The sequence below is a fragment of the Bartonella sp. CL162QHHD genome (genome assembly GCF_042195435.1).
Lineage (GTDB): Bacteria > Pseudomonadota > Alphaproteobacteria > Rhizobiales > Rhizobiaceae > Bartonella.
Window position 1 is genome coordinate 303,199 of record NZ_JBHIOG010000061.1, and the last position, 24,759, is coordinate 327,957.

A 24,759-nucleotide genomic window follows, 5' to 3' on the forward strand; every position below is an offset into this window, starting at 1 on the left:
GTTAAATAAACTTTGAGGAATCAATCAAAATATTAGCTGAAGTTACGGATGATTGGGAAGGATGCTTTCTTGTAGGAAAAATAATGAAAAGTTATGTTGAATAACTTAGGATAATGAGAGCGTTTCGAAAACATAGTTTTTCAGGTGATTGGTTCTGTAGAAAATGGGGTTTTGTCTTTGTAAAGTAAAAGAGTAAGAGGCAGATTTGCTTATAATGGTTTTAAGCACTTCGCTAGATAATAATATCCAATTGTTTTAGCGGTTATATTGAGGTATTTAAGCACCTCACTTAGCTATATTCCGTAAAATATAAAGAGAGCTGTGGTGGTATTTATAGCTTGTATTTTGGGAAATGCAGCTTTGAAAAGGAATGTGTCAGAGATATTGGTGTTCAAATGTGAGGCAATTTGAATTCATGATGAGATATGAGAAAGCAGAAGCAATGAATGTAGATTTTGCTGATGGTGAAATCTTGTCTATAAGATCTGTACAACTTGCAGCTGCTTTTGATCATAAAAATGATGCAATTTATGCTGCTGCTGAATTGCTTGTGCAGGTTGGTGCAGTTGATAAGTGTTATCTGGCAAGCATGCTTGCACGTGAAGAAACAACCAATACTTGGCTTGGAAATGGTATAGCCATTCCTCATGGTATGGCTGAAAATCGTGATTTAATTATCAAGGATGCTGTTGCTGTTATACAGGTTCCTGCTGGTGTTGAGTGGCAGGATGGCAAGAAAGCATATTTGGTTATTGCCATTGCAGCGTGTCCAGATCGCTATAGAGAAATTTGTAAAAAATTGACGTCTCTTTTATTTGATAAAAAACAGCTTGAAGTACTTGCAACCACTATGGACAAACAACAAATTGTTACAACTTTGTTTGACCAAAATATGAAGATAGAAAAAACTTTTATTGGTGACCTTTCTGTGTGTCAGGAATGGACTTTAGATTATCCAAGTGGTCTTCATGCACGACCAGCTTCTCTTTGGGTTGATTTTGCGAAAAGGGCTCAAAGTTCCATCAGAGTTCGCCATGGTCAATATACCGTTGAAATGAAAAATTTGGTTGGTTTATTGCAATTAGGAGCAAAAAACGGTGATGTTCTGATTTTTTCTACAGATGCTTCAGAAGGAGCACAACTTCTCAATGATGCCATTGCTATTGCAAAAAAAGTGAGTATTAGTGAAAAATGCCTGATGAGAGCAATGGAATCTCAAACAAAGGCTTTTCATGGTTGGTATCCACGCTCTATGCAAAAAGGCATTTCTGGTGTTGGAGCGAGTTCAGGATTAGCATTTGGTAAGATTTTTGTTTTAAGGCAAAATGATATTTCCATAATAGACCAGCCAATTGATTTTGCAGCTGGTGCAGCATGTCTTGAAAATGCTCTTACAAAAACAAAACATAAAATGGCATCTGTAATTTCTGATATTACAGTGCGTATGGGAGCAGATTCTGCTGCAATTTTTTCTGCGCAAATGGTTTTGCTTGACGATGAAAATTTAATAGCTCAAGCTTGTCGTTTTATAGCGGAAGGTCATGGTGTCGCTTGGTCTTGGGATAGAGCGGTTCGTCAATTTTCAGATATGTTTTTTAAGGTAGATAATCCTTTGTTAGCAGCACGTGCTGTTAATTTAGTTGATGTTGGTCGACGTGTTTTAGGTGAAATCAATCCATCCTATAGATCGTTCTTTTTAAATGATATTCCACATGGTGTAATTCTGGTTACAAATGACCTTTCTCCTTCTGATGTAGCACAACTTGATTGTACAAGGGTAAAAGGATTAGCAACAGCATGGGGAGGTCCATTATCTCATACAGCTATTTTGGCGCGTACTCTTGGTATTCCAATGGTTGTTGCTACAGGTGATGATATTTTAGCGATTCAGTCTGATATTCAGGCTATTATTGATGGCGATAACGGGTTTATTTACCTTGATCCTACGCTTGAAGACGTTGAAGATGCTCAAAGGCATATTGATACTGTTGCGCAAAAACGTGTCAGTGAAATAAGTGCGTGTAGATTACCAGCGCAAACGATAGATGGTCAAAGAATTCGTATCATGGCCAATGTCAACTACGCAAATCAGGTTCCTGTTGCGCTTGATTTGGGGGCTGAAGGTGTTGGACTCATGCGCACGGAATTTTTGTTTTTAGAGAATCCACATATTCCGGATGAAGAGCTACAATTTAATATATATCGGACGATGATTACAGCTGTAGGAGATAAGCCATTAATTATTCGTGCACTTGATATTGGTGGGGATAAACAGGTTACGCATTTACATTTATCTAAAGAGGACAATCCTTTTTTAGGTGTTCGAGGAACGCGGCTTTTGTTACGTCGACGTGATCTTTTGGTGCCTCAATTACGTGCTTTATATCGAGCAGCAAAAGAGGGCGGAGATCTATGGATTGTGTTTCCGATGGTCATGTCTGTTTCAGAGATTGTCGCTATAAAAAAGATTGCAGAGGAAATCCGCAACGATATCGATGCACCAAAATTAAAACTTGGTATTATGATCGAAGTTCCAGCAGCGGCCATTATGGCAGATGTATTAAGCGCCCATGTTGATTTTTTTTCAATTGGAACCAATGACCTAACACAGTATACAATGGCTGTTGATCGGCAAAATCCGTACCTTGTGTCTGAAGCTGATAGCCTTGATCCAGCAGTTTTGCGTATGATTTATCAGACTATTCAGGGAGCTGCACAAAATAAGTGTTGGGTTAGTGTATGTGGTGGTATGGCTGGAGATCCTTTTGGTGCAATGATTTTGACTGGATTGGGAATTAATGAGCTTTCTATGATATCTTGCGATATTTCTCCAGTAAAGGCGTGTTTACAGACTCATAGTTTTGAAGATATGAAAATTTTAGCACAAAAAGCATTACAATGTGAAACTGCACGAGCTGTACGTGCTCTAAGCAAGGATATAAGGTGATAGAGAACATTAAGGGGAAAAAACGAGCTCATTTTTCAGACTAATCAGATCTTTAGTGTTGTAAAACATTATCCTTTAGGACAATTATAAGCAGCATATTAATTTGTAATGGTAATTTATCGTGTTACATAATGAGAGCCTTAAATATTGTAGGGTTTTCTCGTTTTAAATTTCTCTATATTAAATTAATAAAAATTATTCTTTTATACATTACAAAGAGGAGTAATGTATGGATAAAAACACTCTAAGAAAGAATAAATGCCTTTTATGCATTTTCTCAAATCGCAATGGATGTTGTAATATTAGGTGATAAATAGCGTGATGGTACTTGGCTTTTACTTTTTATTTAAGGAAAGATGATTCTATCCAATAGATTTTATACCATTCATAGACACCGTATGAGGTAGATGTGACAAGCTTTAAGAGATGTTTTTTAACAAACCGTGTGGATGAGAAAGAAAATAGTATTTTTAGAGTATTCTGTTTTGTTATGAGACCATATCCCACTTAAAGAATGCGATAATCAAAAGTATGAAGTAATACGTAATCTCTTTTAAATAATAGAGATTACTTTAGATATTTTGAAAACTGTAAAGCTGAATTTAAAAGTATATGGTAAAAATGAAAACAGGTTTGCATTTTTATGATTTTGTATTTGACCAAAATGACTATTTTTTCATTTCAGAAAATAAGATATATTCATACATATTAAATTAAAAATGCAAAGGTTTTTTTGTCTGAATTTTATTTTCTTTAGTATCAACTAAATATAGAAGTGTGAAATTGAATAGAGAATTTAGAGTAGGGCTTATTCTGTAATCCTATGAAAGAGAAAACTGACACCATCACACTATTTTACAGCCCTCAATGTTGCAAGAATTCGTGCTATTTGAAAAAATACATAAGAGGCACTTATCCTCTCTTAAAATGTTCTTCTCCCACATACCATCCCCGCTTATGACGTATAAACGATAATTTATTATTATAAATCAATATTTATATATTATCTGAAACATAAAAGTGATTAGCAGGTAGATCTCATTTCAAGAGAGAGTTGTTTGTAATCAAAGTTACAGTGATTAAGTATTTTCATCCTTGGAGGCAAGAAGAAGGTTGAAAACGATTTTTATTGAAATGAAATTTATTATCTGAATAAACAATTTTAATATTATATACATATAAGAAGTTCATATCGTTATTATTCTATTTATTATTAGGGTAATCAATGGTGTTAAGTGAGAGATATTAATTATTTGGTTATGCAAAACCATGGACTGTATGCCAATTTTAAGAGAAGTATTTTTTTGTGAAGCAGAAAGTGCGTAAATGAGTATGAAAATTTATAACTGGTGACAATCTTTTTATTCCCATTATTGTATTCTACAAACCTATCCACGAAAAAAGTTTTTTCTTAAAAAGAAGGGATGTGCTTGTTATTCAACAGATATAAGCTCTTACTTTAATAAATGAATTTATTTTTTGGGTTTTGAATGTATAGTTTAGACTTGCACGTTATTTCTTTCTGGGTATAGTGCAAACTTCTGGAGAGGTGGCCGAGTGGTTGAAGGCGCACGCCTGGAACGCGTGTATATGGGAAACCATATCGAGGGTTCGAATCCCTCTCTCTCCGCCATTAATTTAAAACGAACTTTCATATGCTTGATATGACATAGTTTAAAAAGCTCAGCATTTGCAGGATTTTTTGCTGTTGCAATTGACCAGTTCGCGCCAATCTATACCTGTCATTATGTACACCTGGAAATTGCTGTTGAATTTCCATGAATTTTACACTTTTTAAGCTCCTCTCCTCTCGATCTTGAGATAACCTGATCTAGCATAAACGATCTCTTCAAATATCATTAAAGGATTTTTGCCATTATCACTAACTTCTGGTAGAGCTTTTAGAATTAATGGTGATCATAGTGCTATTTGCAATTTCGTTGCTTAACGGGCTAAATGCGTTTTATCCACATGAGAGGTAACAAACACCTCAGCTTTTCTCACGCAATGTGCTTATTTAAAATTAATGTCATGAATATTTGTACAACATTTTTATCTATACGATAATCAAAAAAAGGCTAACATAATATAATAATTGAATATCATTCATGCGGCGCTTTCTTTTATCTTTAAGCTTTGTATGTAAATAGATAGTCCGTGCAAAATAAATAAAGGGGCGCAAAAGCCTATAAATACACATAGGACGTATAATATAGAAAATGAAAAAAATTTTCCTGCATATAAAAGCACAATAGAGAATAAAGCTGTTATGATGCGTACACTGGCATCGCCTGCCAAAATCACCTCGGCTAAATTTTCATTAGGTGTGATAGCTTGTCCAATTGTTATTCCCGATATCCTAAAATAAAATTGCCCAATACCTAATAAAAACCCCATAATATAAAGGGAATATTGAGTAAAATTTAAATATAAAACAAAAGAGATTGCGATCACGGCAAAAGCCGGTGCCCCCCATACAAAAAAACGAATTAAAGATGGAAATTTCTGTAAATAATAAGATGAGATAAGACCATTGATCACAAAACCCAGTGCTGACAAAGCAAAAATAGAGTTTTGAATAGCTGTAAATTTTATATTATCTGATGTTATAGAAGCAAGCACAAGTGGCAATAAAACAATAGGCCCCGTATAGAGAGAATTATTCAAAATACGATTAATCGTTAAAAAACGCAACGCAGAAATCCGCCAAAGGCACCTGAACCCAACTCCATAAGCTTTTTGAGATGGCTTTTTTAATAGCTCTTTTGCTCTGTTTAGTTGTTGTATAGACTTTATACGAAACCATAAGCAGGCATTCAAAAGATAGATAAATACAATAAAGGCTATGGCTATTTTGTGCCCCAAATGCGCAATTATAAAATATATAAGCAATGGGGATATAATAACAAAAAACTGACAGCAACTAGTGTAAAATGCAAAAATTCCAGCTTTTTGTTTGGGAGCTGGAACCAGCTGATTCAAGGCACTATTGTTATTTGGGTTATCAGCCCCCATCAAGAGAGCAAGTAAAAAAAATACAAATAAAATAAGTACTGGATTGTTCATAAATAATAAGAAAGACAATAAACAAGCGCAAATAATTTGACTATAAAACCCAATTATAAAGCCTTGATAGTGCGCCAACACGTTTCCCAAACATAAGCCAGCAATTCCAATTGCGATTAAATTAACGACATTTAAAGTAGCAGACGCTTCTCCTGTTGTATCTTGGAATTGTAACAAAGAAAGGCCAATAGATAATACACCACTAGCACAAAAACTCGTCAAACAACCAATCACAATCATAAGAAAAACAGAATTACGCAATAGCCTCTTTCCTTTTAAACAGAGACTCAAGCCATTTTATGATTTTCTCCATTGTCGAATATGGTTCGGTACTAAATTCCAGTTTTTCATAAAAGTTTAGTTCAAATGCGTTATAGGCACTTATTTTTTGAAAGTCATCTGTCAGCATGAATTCTATACTTGGCAACGTTGTACCCATAGATTGAGATAAATAATAGGAAATTACTTTCCAATACATATAGGTACGCTCTCTTGCCAAATAATTTTCCAAGGCATATTTCAAGTGACAACCACTTAAAATATATTTCGGACAATGGTGCAACGGATAATAAATACAAATAGCACCGGCTTCGTGTCCGGGACAAGAAGAAATATTAATATTTTTATCATTTCATAATATTACAAAAACGCTCAGTGAGAAGATCTTCCAAATTTAGTCTAGTCACAACAAGATTGGTTGCTAATTTTTGAGAGACATGAGACCAAGCCAATCTTACTACTAAAGTTCCAATAACCTTTAAGTCAGATTCTGGATAAGCTTTTTTAAAATTTTCCACCCATATGTCTCTGTGACATATAATAATTGGCTCATCTCGTCTGAATGAACAAGATGTAATTCTAAACCAATATTATCACAAAGTTTTGAGCTCTTGAATTCTCCGTATCCTAATCTGGTATTCTTAAATCATCATAGGAACTAAGAATTTTTAAGTATTCCAACTTTTATTAAACTTTGTAACAATCTATTGGAATCTCCCCTTCACTGACTTCGACAATTATTTTCTCACCACTACAAGAACAAAAAATTATCTTTGAATTTGCTTACTTTTAGAAAAAAAATGAGCAACACTCTTTCTTAACTAAAAGAAACACGCTCTCTACCTTTTTCTTTATGATTATCAAAAAACTATCCCGTTATAATTTAACCATCCATTATTAGGAGAATATTCTGCGTTTAGCCTAATAAACTGTTATAATCAATGTTTCTCTCTGTTCTAAAAATCAGCGTTTTTTCTCCTAGAGATACTCGTAATTGCTGTACAATCTTTCCCCAAAAGGCACTCCTTCAACATTGCTATTAACACGATCATCCTGAGAAGTTTTATACATACACACTGCATTCTATGTATTTTTTGGAAAATCCCTTTGAATCTCTATCGAGCCTTGTTTTGGCAGTATCATTTTTAATATATCATAAATATTTTTATTTAATTTTAGAAAACTTAGTCATTATCGTGTTTCATTAGATGATATGAGCAAGGTAGGGATTCAATAGTGTTGTCTTGCAGAAAATATTGCGTCCATTCTCTATTTTGGAGTTTGCTATATTTTCTTAAAAAAGGAGATTTTGTGATAATATCAAAAGGTTCAGGCCTTTTTCCTACAACGAGAATACATTTTGTTCTGTATCGAGCAGATCAGAAAAAACCCACCTAGGCTGGAAAGTTAACATAAATATAGAACTTACTTAATTCTGTTTATATGGGATGGGGTATTGCAAGCTATAAACATAGGTTCGCCATGAAAGCAGAACTCTCATAGATGATTGTACATATTTTTTTTGTATATGCTTAGGTCACTCTCGGTTGTCAAAAGCTCGCAAATTTTTAAGTGTAGACCAGAATTTTTCTCTATAAAATTCGATACTTTGTATGGGGGCAGGCTCCTCGAATGCAACAAAAGATGTGTTCTTTCCAAAACTTTTATAATTATCGCAATAAGTTATCAGGTCTTCCATTATATTTTTTGAAGTCAGCTTGTTGTAGAACCCAAATCTAAGCATATTTTTTGAGTATCCATTTACACTGAATAGGCAGAAAAGGCCTAATTGTGTTATTCATGGTTGCATTGAATTCTTTAAAAATGACTTGCTCCCATTTTTAATATTTGTCTATATTTTCAATTATTTGCGCTTCTGAATCCATTTTTTCTTCCCAATTGCTGTATTTTATAAGAAATTGCTACGAATGATCCTCTCCAAAGCTGATAATTCATCATCACTGTGTCCCCAAATTGCTATAATAGCTGGGCAGGTATTTAAATCGATGGTTAGGGGGAGGGGCTCGTTTTCTTTAAAAAAGAGCGTAAAATGAACCACATTTTCCCAAGAATGAAGCTTTTGCCGCCATACGTTAACATCTTTTATAATATGACCGTCGATCTCGTTGATAAGGAAGATAATACGCCCTTTTTTCTTAAAGCGACTTGGGGTTTGCGAAAACACGCCTGCAATAAGGTTAACGGAGCTTTCAAGTAAACCATCTTCATAGCAATGCGCGAACAAGGTGGGTGCAATTCCTCCGTGGAGGCGGGCTCCTACTTCGATCATCACTGGACCACGAGCTGTTTGCATGATTTCCATATGCGCAGGTCCATATTCAATCCCCAGCGCGCGAATGCATTGTTTTGCATAAGAGATAAGAGGGGTATAAGAGGGATCTTGAGCATCAAGCACATCAACCGATTCATAAACAAAAGTACTTCCATTATGAATACCTTTTTTATATCGTGACAAACTACATATTTTTATAGCCTCTCCCTTTACAACGGCATCGACGATGTATTCCTCTCCCTCCAATCTTTCTTGGAGCAAATAGGCCTCGTTAGGTGCGCCAAAAATATTTTTTTTCTTCCAGTCGATTTCAGAGGTCCACGTTACTACTTCCTCAAGATTAGAGAAAAACAAAACACCATCACTCCCTGCAGAATCATTTGGCTTTACCACATAGCCGCTGTGGCTTTCAAAACCATCGAGAGTACAATCATTTTTTGTAAGAATTTTTGATCGGATGTAAGATAAACCATTTTCACAAAGGCGTTTTTGCATCGCTGCTTTTTTCCGTCGCCAATCGGTAGTCAAGGGGTTATTCCCAAGACAACCATAATAAGCCGCCAATTGCTCTGCACAATAGATACCTCTTTCGGCACCCGCTATTACAGCCTCTATCGTGCCGATAGGAAAGCGTTTCTTTATCTCATCTACACTATGAAGCTTCGCTTCTGCCATGCCCTTTCCCTGATAAGAAAGCATAAAGTGTGAAAAAGGAGCTGCTTGAGAGACAACACCATAACAAGCATAGCCTAATTTTTGCAAAGCAGGGCCATAAAGGGCACCCGTGGAGAAAGGGTCGACAATAAGAATAGGTTTTCTCATACTTTGTTCCGCTGTGATAAAAGGAAAAGAACATAAATAAAGATTATTAGCCCTATAAGGGGCAGAAGATAAACAGCTGCTTGAGGACCCATAAGGGCAGAGCTTGTAAGAAGACCAAGAATGACATAACCTGCCGATTGGGAGAGAGTATAAAGCATACCGCTATAGCTTCCCACCAGCTCTGCTTGAGCCTCTGTTTTGGTTGCTTCAATCGTATGTTTGCGGGCATTAATTCGCATGGTATTCATTGAAAAGCCAATAAAAAAGCAAAAGACCACAGCCAAATAGGGCGATTGTGTGGTGCTAAAAATAAGATCAGCCATGCTCAACATAAGGGCTGGGAGAATAAATTCAAAACGAGGGATTTTGATAAAAGCAGCCAAAAAAGCGCCCACGCCCGCAACCGCACTGCAAAGCCCATAATATTCAGAGCCAAAATTTTTCACACTCTGAAAAAGAATAGTTGCCAGCGTATTATAAGCGCAAATATGAAAGCCAATAAGTCCTATGCAGACGCATAAAAGTTTAAGTTCACGGGAGAGCTCATCCGCTTGCGGTGTAGGCGCTGTCTTCTTACCAGTTGCAAGTGTTGTGGTATCTGTGGCGTTATATTCATCGCAAAAGATAATATATCCGGCTATAAGGCTTATAATGATGTCAAACACACAAAGTGTCACAATCAAACCATTATAACCGATTTCAGCCGCTGCCCCTCGAGGGCTGGTCGCTTCTAAGAGATAACCACTCAGTGCTGCTCCCAAAAATGCGCCAATTTGCACCACTGTTTGCATAATGCGGGAAGCCTTTTGGGCGCTAATATAACCACTAAGTGCTAGTTTAGTATTATAAGTCTCGAGAGTGCTTAAGGTAATCAAAGAGAGATAGCCGATAGAGATAGAGACAACGATAAAACCAAAGGGGGAATCAGCGTAATGGAAAAGTGCAATCAATAAAAGAAGGCTATAGATAATGATTCGCCTTTTGTATAAATCGACCAACCGCAGTGAGGCTTTAATGCGCACAAGACCGCTTTTTTTCAAAAGATAGGGCATAAGGGTGCCCAAAGCCATGGTTACGCCTAGGAAAACCGATGAGGATGTTATGCGATAAGCATTCCAAAGATTACTTAAAAATAAAACCATATCAGAAAGATACAGCAGGACAACAAGCCCATAAAACCGAAACATCCGTTGTTTGTGCACATTATCCCCCCCATTTCAGAATCTCTTAAAAACACACAGTATTATAAATCAGCACACATGTTTACAAATAATAAATACACACACATATTACTGGGCATGTCAAGTTTTTTGGTAGGGAAAATTTGAACGCTGATGTTTATGGTAGTGATAGCTTATTATTCAGGAGAATGAATAGCGATAGAGGCTGGTATTTTTACTGCGTCTGTTGCGGGAGGCTTGCCAATAAGGGGAGAAAGCCAGATAACGAATATAACTATGTCCTAGAGATATATTTTGCGCTTTCAAGTTGATTTTATTTATACTCAAGGTTGAGGTTTTTCTATTGACCGTTGTTAGATGTTGTTGTGACAATAAACTTCGTTATCTATCAGAAACATTTATGGCATTAGCGCTAAGGTATTGTATTAAAGCCTTTACATAGTAGTCTGTCTGATAGAGAGGTATTATTGGTTCAGTTTTAGGAGGCTTTGTTACGGCTGATTTGGACATTGTCGTTATTTGAAGGCTTATTATAATATTCTTAATTTCAGTTTATGAATATACCGAAAAATATAGTGAAACATTTGATTCAAACGCTTTTGCAAGGCATATTTCAATATCTCAGCGATGTTTTCCAAGAATTGCTCTGCTGCTTTTTGACGGGATCGGATATCAAATGCTTGCGAGGGCAGTGGTTTGAGAAAAGATAGAGTTGATTTTATTAGCTTCCTATGGAGCGCAATCTAGTAGCAGCTCTTAAGGGACAATAATATACTGAGATCGAACTCATTTCTATACACTTACACGACGCTATAGGAGTAATCCTCAGAAACTCTACTAGAATTCGTTAAAAAATGGCAGGTTATGGAGTGTGAACAAAAAAATATATTTTTTACAAATACTTAATCTCATTTTAAGTTGTCTAAAATATAACCTTATCTTAAAACTAAGTCTATATACCGCCATTTATCATAAAGTTATACAAAATGCGGGAGTATTGTGTTTTTTTATTTAGAGACGAGTTAAAAAACACCTTATTAAACATTAAGAGATTTCAGACATAAAACAATTTAACTTATGGAAAGTATATAGACAAAATGTATCTTGATAAAAAAGTTTATAATTCCATGGGGTCTCCAAAGAAATTTTCTGGTTCTTTGATTGTCTTATGCGGGTTTGAAGGGAGTGGAAAGACAACACAAACAAAAGAAATTGCTCGCCATTACTCAACAGAAAAACATATAATAAAAACTTTTCAACCCAGTTATTGGTATAGAAATAATCCAGAAATTAGAGATTACTTAGATAATGGAAAAGCAATTGATCCGTTGCTTTTAGCACTCTTATCAGCGACAGATAGACGCAAACATACGCTTGAAATTATTGAACCTTACTTCACGTCATCGCAAAATTTATTAATTAGCGATCGATATGTTTATTCTAGTCTTGCTTATTTTTATGCGCGAGAGCTTTCTGTTGAAAGTGTAGTTAAATTAAATCAAATCAATCTATTCCAAGACCTCATATTACATTTTATCTTCATTTACCGCCCACTACTATACTAGAGCGGTTGCAGAAAAGGGATGGTTTAAACTTAAAATACGAAGAAAAACTCTCTTTTATTGAAAAAGTTTACAAAGTATACAAAGTTTTATCAGAAATAGATGAGCGGTTTATAACAATTGATGGAACTGCTTCTGTTTCTTTAATTCATCATCAAATACGACATCATATAGATGAAGTTTGTTTTTTATTATGAATAAAATCATTTATTAATCAATTTATCCACGATAGATCCTCCTTTATGTATTCGTACTCTAAATCTGAAACTTTAGAGATGTGATTGCAATAATTTAACTGCTCAGGAAAAATATCACGTTATATATTTTAATTAGAAAACTAACTGTAATGAGCTTGTTTTAAAAGATTTAGAGAAGGGGAGTAGAAAAGTTAGCAATATTTATTGTGAGGATAATAGTATGTTTATTCTTTTAGAGACGAAGTGTGGTGATAGAAGAACAACATGGAGGAATATACTCGAGCATATTTTAGTGCACGGAATAATAAGGACAATAATGTGAGTGAAGCTTCCATACCGTAAAATTGTTTCACATATGTATAAAGGTGTAGCTTCTGAATAAAACGCACATAAAATATTAATTTTGTTTTTGTCCATAAATGTTCCGTTTTCATAGAAGAATTAATCATAAAACAGCACAAAGATTGTAAAAGCCTCAAAAAAGAAATTTTGCTTTCTTAAATCTAATGATCTAAAATAAAAATTGTAAGAATGCCTGTTTTTAAACAGGATGTATCATGCATATCGACTGGTATTCATTTTAGAGGATAATTTATGTTCACTTCAAATTTGAAGGAACGCATTGCTTTATTTGAAAATAGAACTTTTCTCTATTTTACTTTGAGCGGCTTATTTGCTACATTTGGAAGTGGACTAAATTATATTACATTGTCATGGCTCGCTTACAATCAGACGGGCTCAATCCGTGGTGTAGCGTTGATGATGCTTTTTCTTTGGACGCCTGGCATTATTTTTGCGCCTATTTTTGGCATATTGGCAGATAAATATAATCGTAAAACGCAGATTATTATTTCAAATCTTGTGAGAGGTTTGGTAATTGTAAGCTGGGTAATGCTTTGGCATTTTGGTATAGAAATTGAATTGATGGTCTTATCTGCTCTTTTGGGTATTTTTATCCCTTTTTATATGCCATCAGCTATTTCTTTAATTCAAAGTATTGTGCTGAAGGAACAGCTCATCAATGCAAATGCGACCATCGATATGGTTTATGAACTTGGCACTATCGTAGGTATGGGCTTAAGTGGATTTATACTGTCCTATGCAGGAACAAAAGGAACTCTTCTAATAGGTGGTATATTCTTTATCATTGCTGGTTTATTTAATTTTGCAATGAAGGTACCTAAAAACCGAAGATCTAAAAATCAAAACCAGCAAAATTGGTGGGAAAATTATACAGCATCTCTTCATTATTTTAAACAGAATCCGGCTCTTTTTGTACCTTATATAAGCCAGATGATTATTATGACTCTTTTGATGACCATTCCTGTTATTCTCGTTCCTTATATACAAGAGGTTTTACATGCAGATAGCAGTATCTTTGCAATATTTGAGGTGCTTTATTCTATGGGCGTATTGACAGGTGCGTTTTTTTCACCACTTCTTTGTAAAGTTTTATCTATCAGGAAAACATTAGCCATTTTATTAGCTTTTATGGCTATTGGCCTCGCTATTCTATCTGTTAATACACACAATTTTGTTGTTTTTCCTGTTTACTTTATGATTGGATTTGGACTTTCGAGTTGGGCTCTTTCAATTTCTTTATCACAACTCTCTTGTGATCCTGAATACCAAGGAAGATTGCAGGCAAGTTTTAATGGTATCTCTGGATGCTTGATCCTCGGAGTCTACCTCATTATGGCAAGCGATAACAGTAGCATATCACCTCAATCGATATATTTTTTTCAAAGCATTGTTGCGTTTGTTGGAATACTCATAGTGCTGTTTTATAGACATGAAAAACAATAAATTACGTTTAAGAGTGGTCAATATACGCTATTTTATAAACATTTACGCTGCAGCACATTTCATATTTTGCTTTTAAAGGAGAGTTGAGAAAATGTAAAAGTTGGTGCTTAATGAACAAAGCATAAATTGATGTATACTAGAGAATACTCTCTATTTTTTGATAATGATCTAAAAGAATTGATGCGTTTCTTTAATTCATCTCACTGTTGTTAAGAAGACGAAAACGTAACACTTTAAATCTTCTTGAAAGTTTTTTGTTTAAGCGTAGTAGAAAGTAAAGCAATGAGGTAATATCGTATCATATGGGGAGAGTATTGTATTATTTTTGTTTTTCAAAATCCATATGAAAAATTGTATCAATTTCATCTTCATTGGAATGGGTATTTCTACGACGATGCAAGGTTTGCACAATCTCTTTTTTTAAAACAGCATCTGTTTCACTTAAACGATGAATACTGAGTTCCAATTCAAGAGATAACGCCAAATCCACGCACAATTTAAGCTCTTCTCCAATGTCGAAACCGCGTTGATAGTCGTCATAAAGACCAACCAGTGTATCAGATAATTCTTTATCGCATAAAGAGGTCATGCTTAATTCCTCAACGTTGCGAGTTTCCATGCAGCTTTTTTAAGTATCACTCCACTATCATCACTTAAAATTGCCATGTATACGAACCTCATGGTTTTGTCAATTTTCTGCAAAATACGCGCTTTTAAATCAATGCCTATTAAAGATTTTATTACTCCAAGTTTTTGAAGCGCCCAATTGTAAATATGGATGGCAATGTGTTTACTATAGAACTTATAGCATTTAAAATACATTGCCAAAAGGCTTTTAATGTGCGTAGAGGAAGAGTATTCTGACGATAAACCAAACACCCTGAAATCTCTATTGCCAATTACAGCTAACTCAGTGTCATTAATATATAAAATAAGCAAACAGGGTTTGTAAACGTCTAACTTTTTAATAACGAGTGATAATCTCATTTTTTGTAGAATACCAATTATTTTGCCTATTTTATATTGATTTTTAGACATTGATAAACTTTTTACCTTATAAAAACCTATGGGAAATGCATTTGCATATTTTTGTAATAAGATTTCAGTGGTATATTGCACAGCATGGAATGAAGAGAATCGTATTAGGCTTTTTGCTTTTGAAAGAATATGACTGCGACTTGTGAGAAAGCCGTTGGCAAGAATTGGCTTGGCATGCAAACTGATAGAGTTGGCAGCGGCGCATTTAGTTTTTTCATTGGCCTGTGTCCAAATGTTTTTGACTCTGGAAAATAGCCTCTGATAGGCTTGAGTTTTTCCAAGGTTATATTACAGGAGCGCAGTTCAGTAAAATACCACGGCAATTGCATTTTTTGTGTAATTGTCATAATTTTCGCTCCTGCTTAAACGGATGCTGCAACATCTGTTTTTGTGGGGTTATGTATGTGATAACTGCTCTTTTTAAGGAGCAGTAATAATAGATATAAATCAATATAATTATTTAGTCAACAATTATATTGATTTTGGAGTGTTTTTTGGCTCGTCCGGAAGCAAAACCTAAAACTGAGTTGGCAAAACGTTTTCGTGAAGTGCGTCACGCTCTTGGTTTTACAGAGCGTAAGCAGTTTGCTGCACATCTTGGTATCACTGCTGGCTCTGTAGGAACTTATGAAACTGGTATAAGTGAGCCTACAGCCTCTGCGCTCTCCAAATATCAAGAAATTTGTGGTATTTCCTTAGATTGGCTTGTGACGGGCAATGGCGAGATGTTTTCAGATATGGCAAAGGCGAAAGCAGCTGGTTTTAAACCGCAAGCGATACCTGCTGGGCTGATGAAAAAGCTGGGACATTTAGTTTATACGACCTATCATGATGCAAAAATAGATCTTTCTCCTGAAGATGTTGCGGAATTAGCAGCAGAGCTTTATGGAAGATTGCAAGAGCTTATTCAAAACCTCAATGATATGGAAGAAGTCGAAGCCACTTTGCCACTTTTAAAATTACATTTAAAGCGTAAAATCGAATCTGAAAAGCACATCTAGAAATTTCATAAGATACGAATGAACAGCCTTTTTAAAAAATAAAACTTTTTTGATTTTCTGCTGTATAACCAAGTTTGGAATGTGAAAACCTCACGATCTTCGAGTCTTTTATTCAACCTGAAAAACGAGAAACTATCATTATAAATCAATATATTGTTCTGATTAAAAATAAAGCAGTTCATAAAAAGAACGACGGGTAGCAATACAAACAAAATTGATTCAAAAAGAAGCTAATATAGTGTCATTCCTGAAATATTTGTTGGTTGAGGGAAAAGATACTGACAACAGTGAAAATACAATGACGATGTTTTGTTCCTATAGAAGGGTAACAGACATATACGCGAGAAGAACGAAAGATCATTTATAGCACTTTTGTCTTTTTATGAAGAGGACAAGATGAGCACGTTGGAACTTTTTACAGAGCGTGCATCATTATATTAAGAAAGATTTCTTTCAAAGATATACATTATATATTGAAACAGATTATCTCGCAACAAAGCGTGAGATTATCATGATAATCGTTATCTATTACATTGTGCTATAAGTTAAAAAAATCATAAATTTGTGTTTATAAGAACAGCTATTTTATTGAGAAGTATTTTTACAAATTTATAAAAAATTATTTTTTACACTCTTGCCATTTTGCTGATGCGCTTTATTTGAAAAGTAGAATTGCTCTTTAGTGAAACTATTTTGTTAAGAGATAAACCGCAGTATTTTTAAATGGAGATTACGGTATATTTTCAAAGTCTTGTGTTTTTATTGATTTTTTAGCTTGAATCCCTCTAGCTAAAAGGGTTGGGGACTTTTCTAGATTCGATGTTGTTGCAGAGATTTAGGGCGATGCCGTAAAGATGGCGGTATCGTAGGGGGGAGAGTTTTGTCTTGATTTATTGGTTTTTGAAGTGCGCAAACAAGGGTTTTGCCGTGTGTGTTTTCGCACGTTGTGATGATGTTGAACTCTGTTGGAGGAGGTTCTTATGAAAAAAAAATATTCCACACCAAATTTAATTAAAGTTGTCTCTCTTAGTACGGTAATGGCGACACTCTTATCGAGTGTTTCTCCTGTTTTTGCTGCCAACTTTGCATTCACAGGAGGGGCTAATTTAAGTACAAGTGGTGGTGGTGTTGTATATCCACACGGTAGTCATGGTAGTGTTGTGTTGGCTGGTGATGATGATTTCTGTGGTGCAGACAATGTTATTGGGCGTGGCGGCAAACAACAGCAGGGAATTGCTGATAATCAACGAATAACTGCAGAAGTCCAATATAACAGATTTATCAATGGTTACACTGGGACAAACGGGCGTAATGCTTATGGTACGACCACTCAACAGGTTATTTGGCAGGGTGATGGGACTCTGACCAACAATGCTACTTATATGGGACCAGTCGGCTCTAGAGGGACTCTAAATGCTATGCCTGAGGCTTATGGTGTTTATTCTTTTGCTACTGGCTGTGGTTCTGCTGCAACGGGTAATTATTCAACCGTTTTTGGTGCAGGTGCGACAGCAAAGGCAGGGGGTGCGCAAGCCTTTGGTGTTTCTGCACTTGCAAGTGGTAAAGCAGCTGTTGCTATGGGTGTTGGAACAGAGGCTTCGGGAGAATCTACAGTTGCTATTGGAGGGCTTGCAACTGCATTAGGGGAAAATAGCATTGCTGTGGGGACGAAGGCAAGAGCAGAAAAGAATTTTGCGATTGCTATAGGTACAGATGCTGAAGCTAAAGCTTCAGGTTCTATTGCAATAGGGGGCAGGCGCTCTGACAGAACTGAAGAAAATGATCCTAACAGAAAAGTAACAGCGGAGGGTGAAAATGCGATTGCTATAGGTTCGCATACATATGCTAAAACAGAAGATTCCGTTGCGATTGGAGCAAATGCACAGGTACTTGTTAATGATGGTGTTGCTATTGGTGGTGGTTCTGTCTCTGATAGAAACAAAGGTGTTAAGGGGTATGACCCTTACCTTAATGGTGATACGACAGAAACCGGTATGGCATGGGTAAGTACAACAGGGGCTTTTAGTGTTGGTGAAGTTGATGGTACTGGTAATGGTAACCTAACACGACAAATTACTGGGGTAGCTGCTGGAAGTAGAGATACCGATGCGGTAAACGTGGCGCAGCTGAGAGCTATGAGAGATGTCATATCAGGGGGGGGAGGCTGGAAACTTTCTGCTAACGATAAAGATCCGACAGATGTGCATACAGGCAATACCGTAGATTTTTCAGTGAAAAGTAAAAACGATGAAGGAAAAGACAATTTAACGGTTGCAAAAAACACTACAGAGAATAAGCATAAAATTGAATTTACTTTGAGTGATACTCTGAAACTTACAAGCGTCACTACAGGTCAAAGCTCTATGAGTGATGATGGCTTTATTATTCAGAATGGTCCAATGATGACTATTGATGGTATCGATGCTGGCAATGAAAAGATTACAAATGTAGCAGATGGAGAAGAAGATAATGATGCTGTAAATTATAAACAGCTGAAAGAATTTACAGCAGGAATTAAAGAGGGCGGCTGGAAACTTTCTGTTGAGGGGAACAATGCGACAGATGTTAAAGCTGGGAGTACAGTAGATTTTGTTGCGGCTGCGAGTGGGGACGGAAGCAAAAATATCAAAATTGAAAAAGATAATAATAATAAAGTTACATTTTCTTTGAATGATGCTCTTAAACTCACGAGTGTTACGACAGGCAACAGCATTATGAATAGTGATGGCTTTAAGTTTATTGATGGTAATGGCCCTAGCATGTCTCAGAATGGTATTGATGCCGGCAAAAAAGTCATCACAAATGTAGAAGATGGGAAAAAAGATGAGGATGCTGTCAATTATAGACAGCTGAAAGCTGTGCAAGAAGCTTCTAAAACGCACTGGCAACTTACCGTTAACGGTGAGAGTCCTATGTCTATTGGACAAAACGATACGGTAAATTTTGAGGCAGGTGGCAATGAAGATAGTCAAAATATCAAGATTGTAGGAGATGGTAACCGTAATGTCACATTTGATCTAGCTGATGATATTCAGGTAATGACTGTCACAGCAGGAGACAGCATTATGGATGCTGCTGGCTTTAGATTTGACGGTGATGAGGGGCCGAGCATAACTGTTGATGGCATTCATGCTGGTGATAAAAAGATTACACAAGTGAAAGCTGGGACTGAAGATACTGATGCTGTAAATTATAAACAGTTACAAGATTTTACAGCAGGGATTAAAACAGGTTGGAAGCTTTCTGTTGATGGTGATAATGCTACAGATGTTGGGGCAGAGAGCATAGTAAAGTTTGTAGCTGCTGCAGATCAGGATGACCACAAAAATCTCAAAATTGTAAGAGGCGATAATAACGAGGTAACATTTGATTTAAACGAATTTATCAAAGTTAATAAAATAAAAGTAGGGAGTGAAGTTACTATAAATAATAGTGGTTTAGCGATTAAACGTGGTCCAAGTATAACATATGGCGGTATTGATGCAGCTGATAAAGAGGTTAAAAATGTGGCAGACGGTATTTTGGGTACGGATGCAGTTAATCTTAACCAGTTGCAGACAGTAGAAGATAAAATAAAAGAAGTAGTAGACAATAGTCTTGTTAAATGGCATGAAGATCAGAAGCTTATTACCATTGGTAAAGAAACAGGTGGTACAAAAATCGATATCGCAGGTAATGAGGGAGAGCGAACCATTGCGGGTGTGAAAAATGGAAAGATTTCAGAAAATTCAACAGAAGCAATAAATGGTAGCCAGATTAATCAGATATCTGGAGATATTGCGAATTTCTTTGGTGGGAATGCAGCATTTGAAAATGGCGTCTTTGTAGGTCCAAAGTATAATTTATCTACAGTTTCTGCAGATGGTAATGTTGTTCAGAAGACTTTTGACAATGTTGGTAAGGCTCTTGAAGGACTTGATGTCAATATCAAAAATGTCAATAAACATATACAATATGTAGACAATAAATTTGATAAGTTCTCTCAAGATGCTTTACTTTGGGATGATGGTAAACAAGCATTTTCTGCACGTCATGGAAAAGACGGACGTAAAACAGATAGTAAGATTACCAACCTTTTAGATGGCGATATTTCAGAAGAGTCAACAGATGCAATAAATGGTTCCCAACTTTATGTGATGGGCGATACGATTGCAAATTATTTTGGCGGTGGCGCTAGTTATGAGAATGGAGAGTGGACAGAGCCTACTTTCAAAATTTCTCAGCGTGAAGCGAATGGTACCATTACTCAGAAAAAACACCATAATGTCGCTGATGCTTTTGAGGGTGTCGATAATTCTATCACAGATATTTATAATCAGATTAATAATGTGACAAAAAATAATCTTGTGAAGCAAGAAGGAGATTCTGCAGGTCTTATTACCGTTGGTAAGGAAACCGGTGGTACTGAAATTAGCCTTGTAAATAAAGATGGTATAGATCGTACACTTTCCGGTGTGAAAGATGGAGAACTTTCTCAAACATCAACGCAAGCAGTAAATGGGTCTCAGCTCTTTAAAACAAATGCAAATGTTACTACTGTTACCAATGATCTCAAAACAGTTGCTCAAAATACATCGAAATATTTTGGTGGCAGTACAGATGTACTGAACGGTGTAGAGCCATCTTTCCTTATTCAGGATACAAAATATAATAATGTTTTTGATGCATTTACTGGTGTCAATACTTCGATCACAAATATTGATAATAAGATTATTGAAATGAAAGAAAATAGTCTTGTGCAACAAGACAAGGAGACAAATATTATCACCATTGGTGCGAAAACAGCTGGTACTGAAATCAATATTGCAGGATATGCTAAGGTAGCACGTTCCATTTCTGGTGTGAAGGCAGCAGAAAAGGGCGATGAAGCTGTTAACAAAGACCAACTTGATAAAAGCATAAAGGATATTACGAAAGATATTGAGACAGCAACTGCAGCTGCGGTTCTCTACGATAAGAATGGCGATGATAGTGTTAATTACGGTAGTGTAACTTTGGGTGGCAATAAGAGTAATGGGCCAGTTGCTCTTCATAACGTAAAAGATGGCAGCCTTTCTCAAGATTCTCATGATGCAATCAATGGTAGTCAGATTAATAAAATATCAGCAGATATTGCAAAGTTTTTTGGTGGTGGTGCAAAGTTTATTGACGGTGCTTTTAAAGGGCTGAAATATACTGTATCCGCTATTGTAGATGGTGTGGTAGGTAAGGCTAATTTTTACAATGTTGGTGATGCTTTAACAGGTCTTGATAAAAATGTTCAAGATGTGAATCAACGCTTAACGAATGTATCCAATGAGTTTAATCAGAAAATTGAAGATTTCTCTAAAGATGCTTTACTGTGGGATGATGATGAAGAAGCATTTGTGGCACGTCATGAAAAAGATGGGCAGAAAACAAAGAGCAAATTGAAGTATCTTTTGGATGGTGAGATTGCTCAAGGTTCAACAGATGCCATTACGGGCAACCAACTTTATTCCATGAATAACCAGCTTGCTAATTATTTCGGTGGCGGTGCTAAATATGAGAATGGCAAATGGACAAATCCTACTTTTAAGATTGTTCAAGTCAATGCTGATGGTACGACTGTTGAGAAAGAGCACCATAATGTCGCTGATGCTTTTGGTGATATTAATAATGGGATGTCAAATATTAACAACCGTATTGATGATGTCATCAACAAGGTCGATACAGATGCTTTAAAGTGGAATGATAAAGAAAAAGCCTATGATGCTAATCGTGATGGTAAGCCGAATAAAATTATTAATGTAGCTGATGGTAAAATTGTAAAAGGTTCGAAAGATGCGGTCAATGGTGGACAACTTTGGGAAACTAATGAACGTGTCACTGGTGTTGAAAAAGATGTGAAGCATCTTACCAACAGAGTTGATAATATTTCAAATACGATTGCTGATATTGGTGATGTAGTTCTCAATATTGATACAAAAGTTGATAACATCAATAATAGAGTTGACGGTATTGAAGAGGACGCTGTTCGTTATGACAGAGATGCAAACGGCAAAAAGACCAATAAAATCACATTAGCGGGTGGTGATGCCAGTGAACCTGTTTTGATTGATAATGTAGCTGATGGTAAAATTGAGAAGGGATCAAAAGAAGCTGTAAATGGTGGTCAACTCCATGACTATACTAAAGAACAGATGAAGATTATTCTTGATGAATCCAAGCACTACACAGATCAACGGGTTAATAATATTGTGATTGATGCGATTGATGATGCTGTTGATCAGTCTAAACAATATACAGATATGAAGTTTAACGTTTTAAACTACAGTATTGAGAGTGTGAAAAAAGAGGCAAGACAAGCAGCGGCTATTGGTCTTGCGGTGTCTAACTTACGCTACAATGATACACCTGGAAAATTAAGCGTTGGATTTGGTACTGGTTTATGGCGTAGTCAATCTGCATTTGCCTTTGGTGCAGGTTACACCTCAGAAAATGGAAAATACCGCTCTAACATATCCGCAACAACTTCTGGAGGTCACTGGGGTGTAGGTGCGGGATTCAATATGACATTGAACTGATAATAAACAAAATACATAAAAATTCCTTTTCACCCCTGTCTCATGAGGCAGGGGTGAATTGTTGTTACGTATGTAAAAATTATATATAAATTGATAAGCGCTATAACGACAAATACAGGTTTAAAAAACAGAAAAAACCTATACACTTTCAACAAAATGAACTTCTTATTTCAAAATAAGATAATAAATTTTTCCATAAATTATAAGTTCATTATTTTTTCTTTAATTTTTAAATCTGAAAAATCTGTAGCGCTTTACAGATAGAAAAAAACTTTCGCTCTACTACAAATCTATTAAAAAGTTTTCTACTAAGATAAAAGTACACATTCAAATGTATTTCAACTTTACTGGAAGAAGTTATAAAACAATCCACTAAATCAACTCTACCCCTTGCAAAAAACAAACAATAAGTTTAAAAGTTAAAAAACTAATTATCACAAAGAAATTTACTTTCTTAGGAAATGTAAAAGAGCAAAACACATTAACCATAAAAGCTAAAAGCACAACTTCTCTATCTTTGCAGTCCGGTACTAAATTTTTGAATACGTTTAGAAAAACCAAATTTAGGAAACTTTATAGCGTTTAAATGTGTCTTTTTTGTGTTTATAGTTATTTCTTTCATTGGGGAGTTCATTATGAAAAAATTATATACAAAATTAGCAGGGAGCAATTTAAAATTTTCCCGTTTTCCTTTTATTAAAGTCCTATCCTTGACTTCAATAGCTGCACTTTTAGCCAGTATTTCCCCTGTTTTTTCGAATGATCTTGATTCAGGAGAAGAGATTTCTGCAAACATAAGGAACACTGCTGAGATATATCCACAAAGTATTGTCTCTGTTTATGATAGCTATAACAGTGATTTGGATTCTTCTAGTGCATCACAGGAAAATTATTTAACAGCGCTGAATGTTTCTTTGACATCCAAGGTAAGTGCTGCTGATGACTATGCAAATTTTTTAACCAAAACTCTTACTGGTGTGAGCGATTATAGTCCTATAGTGAATGTTTTGGCAGAAGCCAGCGATTCAATACGTTCAATTGATATGAATGCTGGAAGTAAAAAAATAACAAGAGCAGCTTTAACTCCAAGTGTTGTAAAGGGAGATCAGATAACTAGGAATAAGAGTTTTGGTAATCCTTTGGGTAATCCTCTTGTCTATGGTGAACGAGCTCAGGGAGAATCTCATGATGCTATTGTTTACGGGCAGGTAGCGCAGACGAAGGCTGACCAAGGGATTGCAATCGGCTTAACTGCTTTAGCCGGTAGGAGTAGAGATACTAAAAATAGCATTGCAATCGGTTCTTCTCTAACCGATAGTTATGATGAAAAACAGAGAACAGTTTCAGTAGGTGATTTTTCAATAGCCTTCGGTAGTAAAGCACATAGTTATGCAAATGAAGCGATTGCTATGGGGTACAATGCATATGCACAGGAGCAGGCGCTGCAGGGAATTGCTATAGGCGCTAGCTCTAATGTGACGGTTGCGGCAGGTGTTGCTCTAGGAAGCGATTCTGTAGCTGATAGGGCTGCTGGTGAGCTTGGCTACACTTCTTTGTTGCAGGGGTCTGCAACAAACGTTGAGGCGCAATGGAAAAGTACGCGGGGCTCAGTTAGTGTTGGTGATTATAGTAAGGGTATAACCAGACAAATTACAGGCGTAGCTGCTGGTTCTAATATTACCGATGCAGTGAACCTTAAACAGTTGCAGGACTTAGAACAAGTTGTAAGACAAAACGGTTGGAAATTCTCTGTTGGAGATAAAAATGCTACAACTGTTCTTATGGATAGCGCGGTAGATTTTTCCGCTGGAAGTAGCAACCTAAATATTACAAAGGGCGAAGATGACAATAAAGTAAAGTTTGATCTGGCTCAAGACATTGCACTGGAGAGCGTAAAGGCAGGTAAAAATACCTTCGATGCTACGGGCTTAGTAATTACTGATGGTCCGAAAATAATCATTTCTGGGATAGATGCTGGGGGTAAAAAGATTACAGGAGTGTCGGATGGCACTGGAGCGAACG

16 protein-coding genes, 1 tRNA gene and 1 pseudogene are annotated in these 24,759 nt (G+C 36.0%); 8 read left to right on the forward strand and 10 right to left on the reverse strand.

Features of this window, described 5'->3' with window-relative positions; all coding sequences use genetic code 11:
* Positions 1-415: 415 nt before the first annotated feature.
* Complete coding sequence (gene ptsP / locus ACFILD_RS06820) at positions 416-2,947, forward strand: phosphoenolpyruvate--protein phosphotransferase (RefSeq protein ID WP_375664919.1); 2,532 nt, start codon at positions 416-418, stop codon at positions 2,945-2,947.
* Positions 2,948-4,490: 1,543 nt separating this feature from the next.
* A tRNA-Ser gene (locus ACFILD_RS06825) sits at positions 4,491-4,580 on the forward strand.
* 473 nt (positions 4,581-5,053) lie between these two features.
* Here the strand turns inward: ACFILD_RS06825 and ACFILD_RS06830 are convergent.
* The 7 genes from ACFILD_RS06830 to ACFILD_RS06860 form a co-directional block, all read right to left on the reverse strand.
* Positions 5,054-6,274: an MFS transporter gene (locus ACFILD_RS06830; protein WP_375664215.1), complete on the reverse strand. Its 1,221-nt coding sequence runs from the start codon at positions 6,272-6,274 to the stop codon at positions 5,054-5,056.
* A complete protein-coding gene (locus ACFILD_RS06835; RefSeq protein WP_375637178.1) occupies positions 6,267-6,536 on the reverse strand; it encodes a hypothetical protein in 270 nt (89 codons plus the stop codon). Before ACFILD_RS06835 ends, ACFILD_RS06830 begins: the two co-directional genes overlap by 8 nt.
* Before the next feature lie 103 nt (positions 6,537-6,639).
* Positions 6,640-6,810 carry a hypothetical protein gene (locus tag ACFILD_RS06840; protein ID WP_375660155.1) on the reverse strand — a complete coding sequence of 57 codons (171 nt, stop codon included), beginning with the start codon at positions 6,808-6,810 and terminating at the stop codon, positions 6,640-6,642.
* Positions 6,811-7,717: 907 nt separating this feature from the next.
* Positions 7,718-7,765, reverse strand: coding sequence for a hypothetical protein (locus ACFILD_RS06845; protein ID WP_375664925.1), 48 nt, complete (start codon positions 7,763-7,765; stop codon positions 7,718-7,720).
* Between the two features lie 64 nt (positions 7,766-7,829).
* Positions 7,830-8,036 (reverse strand): YqcI/YcgG family protein, encoded by a 207-nt coding sequence (locus ACFILD_RS06850; protein WP_375660154.1) that lies wholly within the window; start codon positions 8,034-8,036, stop codon positions 7,830-7,832.
* Positions 8,037-8,201: 165 nt separating this feature from the next.
* Positions 8,202-9,407, reverse strand: coding sequence for an ATP-grasp domain-containing protein (locus ACFILD_RS06855; RefSeq protein ID WP_375664920.1), 1,206 nt, complete (start codon positions 9,405-9,407; stop codon positions 8,202-8,204).
* The gene (locus ACFILD_RS06860; protein ID WP_375637347.1) at positions 9,404-10,594 is read right to left on the reverse strand and encodes a hypothetical protein; all 1,191 of its coding nucleotides are present in this window, start codon (positions 10,592-10,594) and stop codon (positions 9,404-9,406) included. Before ACFILD_RS06860 ends, ACFILD_RS06855 begins: the two co-directional genes overlap by 4 nt.
* Before the next feature lie 1,091 nt (positions 10,595-11,685).
* On the opposite strand from ACFILD_RS06860, the gene ACFILD_RS06865 reads away from it, so the two are divergent.
* The 3 genes from ACFILD_RS06865 to ACFILD_RS06875 all read left to right on the forward strand — a co-directional run bounded on the left by ACFILD_RS06865 (position 11,686) and on the right by ACFILD_RS06875 (position 14,153).
* On the forward strand, positions 11,686-12,153 hold the full coding sequence (locus ACFILD_RS06865) for a dTMP kinase (protein ID WP_375660152.1): 468 nt from the start codon (positions 11,686-11,688) through the stop codon (positions 12,151-12,153).
* On the forward strand, positions 12,147-12,347 hold the full coding sequence (locus ACFILD_RS06870; protein ID WP_375664222.1) for a hypothetical protein: 201 nt from the start codon (positions 12,147-12,149) through the stop codon (positions 12,345-12,347). Before ACFILD_RS06865 ends, ACFILD_RS06870 begins: the two co-directional genes overlap by 7 nt.
* Before the next feature lie 594 nt (positions 12,348-12,941).
* The gene (locus ACFILD_RS06875; protein ID WP_273790295.1) at positions 12,942-14,153 is read left to right on the forward strand and encodes an MFS transporter; all 1,212 of its coding nucleotides are present in this window, start codon (positions 12,942-12,944) and stop codon (positions 14,151-14,153) included.
* 319 nt (positions 14,154-14,472) lie between these two features.
* Here ACFILD_RS06875 and ACFILD_RS06880 read toward each other — a convergent pair whose 3' ends face one another.
* The 3 genes from ACFILD_RS06880 to ACFILD_RS06890 form a co-directional block, all read right to left on the reverse strand.
* Positions 14,473-14,742 (reverse strand): hypothetical protein, encoded by a 270-nt coding sequence (locus ACFILD_RS06880; protein ID WP_012754562.1) that lies wholly within the window; start codon positions 14,740-14,742, stop codon positions 14,473-14,475.
* A gap of 2 nt (positions 14,743-14,744) precedes the next feature.
* Positions 14,745-15,191, reverse strand: coding sequence for a hypothetical protein (locus tag ACFILD_RS06885; RefSeq protein WP_375664921.1), 447 nt, complete (start codon positions 15,189-15,191; stop codon positions 14,745-14,747).
* A 104-nt stretch (positions 15,192-15,295) separates the two neighbouring features.
* A complete protein-coding gene (locus ACFILD_RS06890) occupies positions 15,296-15,538 on the reverse strand; it encodes a hypothetical protein (protein ID WP_375654266.1) in 243 nt (80 codons plus the stop codon).
* Positions 15,539-15,685: 147 nt separating this feature from the next.
* Between ACFILD_RS06890 and ACFILD_RS06895 the strand changes: the two genes are divergently transcribed.
* The 3 genes and pseudogenes from ACFILD_RS06895 to ACFILD_RS06905 form a co-directional block, all read left to right on the forward strand.
* Entirely contained in the window at positions 15,686-16,192 is a 507-nt protein-coding gene (locus ACFILD_RS06895; protein ID WP_375637169.1) for a helix-turn-helix domain-containing protein, read from the forward strand.
* Between the two features lie 980 nt (positions 16,193-17,172).
* Positions 17,173-22,737, forward strand: a complete 5,565-nt coding sequence (locus ACFILD_RS06900; RefSeq protein ID WP_375664922.1) for a Vomp family autotransporter — start codon at positions 17,173-17,175, stop codon at positions 22,735-22,737.
* 635 nt (positions 22,738-23,372) lie between these two features.
* Positions 23,373-24,759, forward strand: a pseudogene (locus tag ACFILD_RS06905) (hypothetical protein); the annotation flags it as partial.

Coding starts and splice junctions, on each gene's coding strand:
- ptsP (WP_375664919.1), top strand. CDS start 416: ATGATGAGATATGAGAAAGCAGAAGCAATGAATGTAGATTTTGCTGAT.
- ACFILD_RS06850 (WP_375660154.1), bottom strand. CDS start 8,036: ATGCTTAGATTTGGGTTCTACAACAAGCTGACTTCAAAAAATATAATG.
- ACFILD_RS06855 (WP_375664920.1), bottom strand. CDS start 9,407: ATGAGAAAACCTATTCTTATTGTCGACCCTTTCTCCACGGGTGCCCTT.
- ACFILD_RS06860 (WP_375637347.1), bottom strand. CDS start 10,594: ATGTTTCGGTTTTATGGGCTTGTTGTCCTGCTGTATCTTTCTGATATG.
- ACFILD_RS06865 (WP_375660152.1), top strand. CDS start 11,686: ATGTATCTTGATAAAAAAGTTTATAATTCCATGGGGTCTCCAAAGAAA.
- ACFILD_RS06875 (WP_273790295.1), top strand. CDS start 12,942: ATGTTCACTTCAAATTTGAAGGAACGCATTGCTTTATTTGAAAATAGA.
- ACFILD_RS06880 (WP_012754562.1), bottom strand. CDS start 14,742: ATGACCTCTTTATGCGATAAAGAATTATCTGATACACTGGTTGGTCTT.
- ACFILD_RS06885 (WP_375664921.1), bottom strand. CDS start 15,191: ATGTCTAAAAATCAATATAAAATAGGCAAAATAATTGGTATTCTACAA.
- ACFILD_RS06890 (WP_375654266.1), bottom strand. CDS start 15,538: ATGACAATTACACAAAAAATGCAATTGCCGTGGTATTTTACTGAACTG.
- ACFILD_RS06900 (WP_375664922.1), top strand. CDS start 17,173: ATGAAAAAAAAATATTCCACACCAAATTTAATTAAAGTTGTCTCTCTT.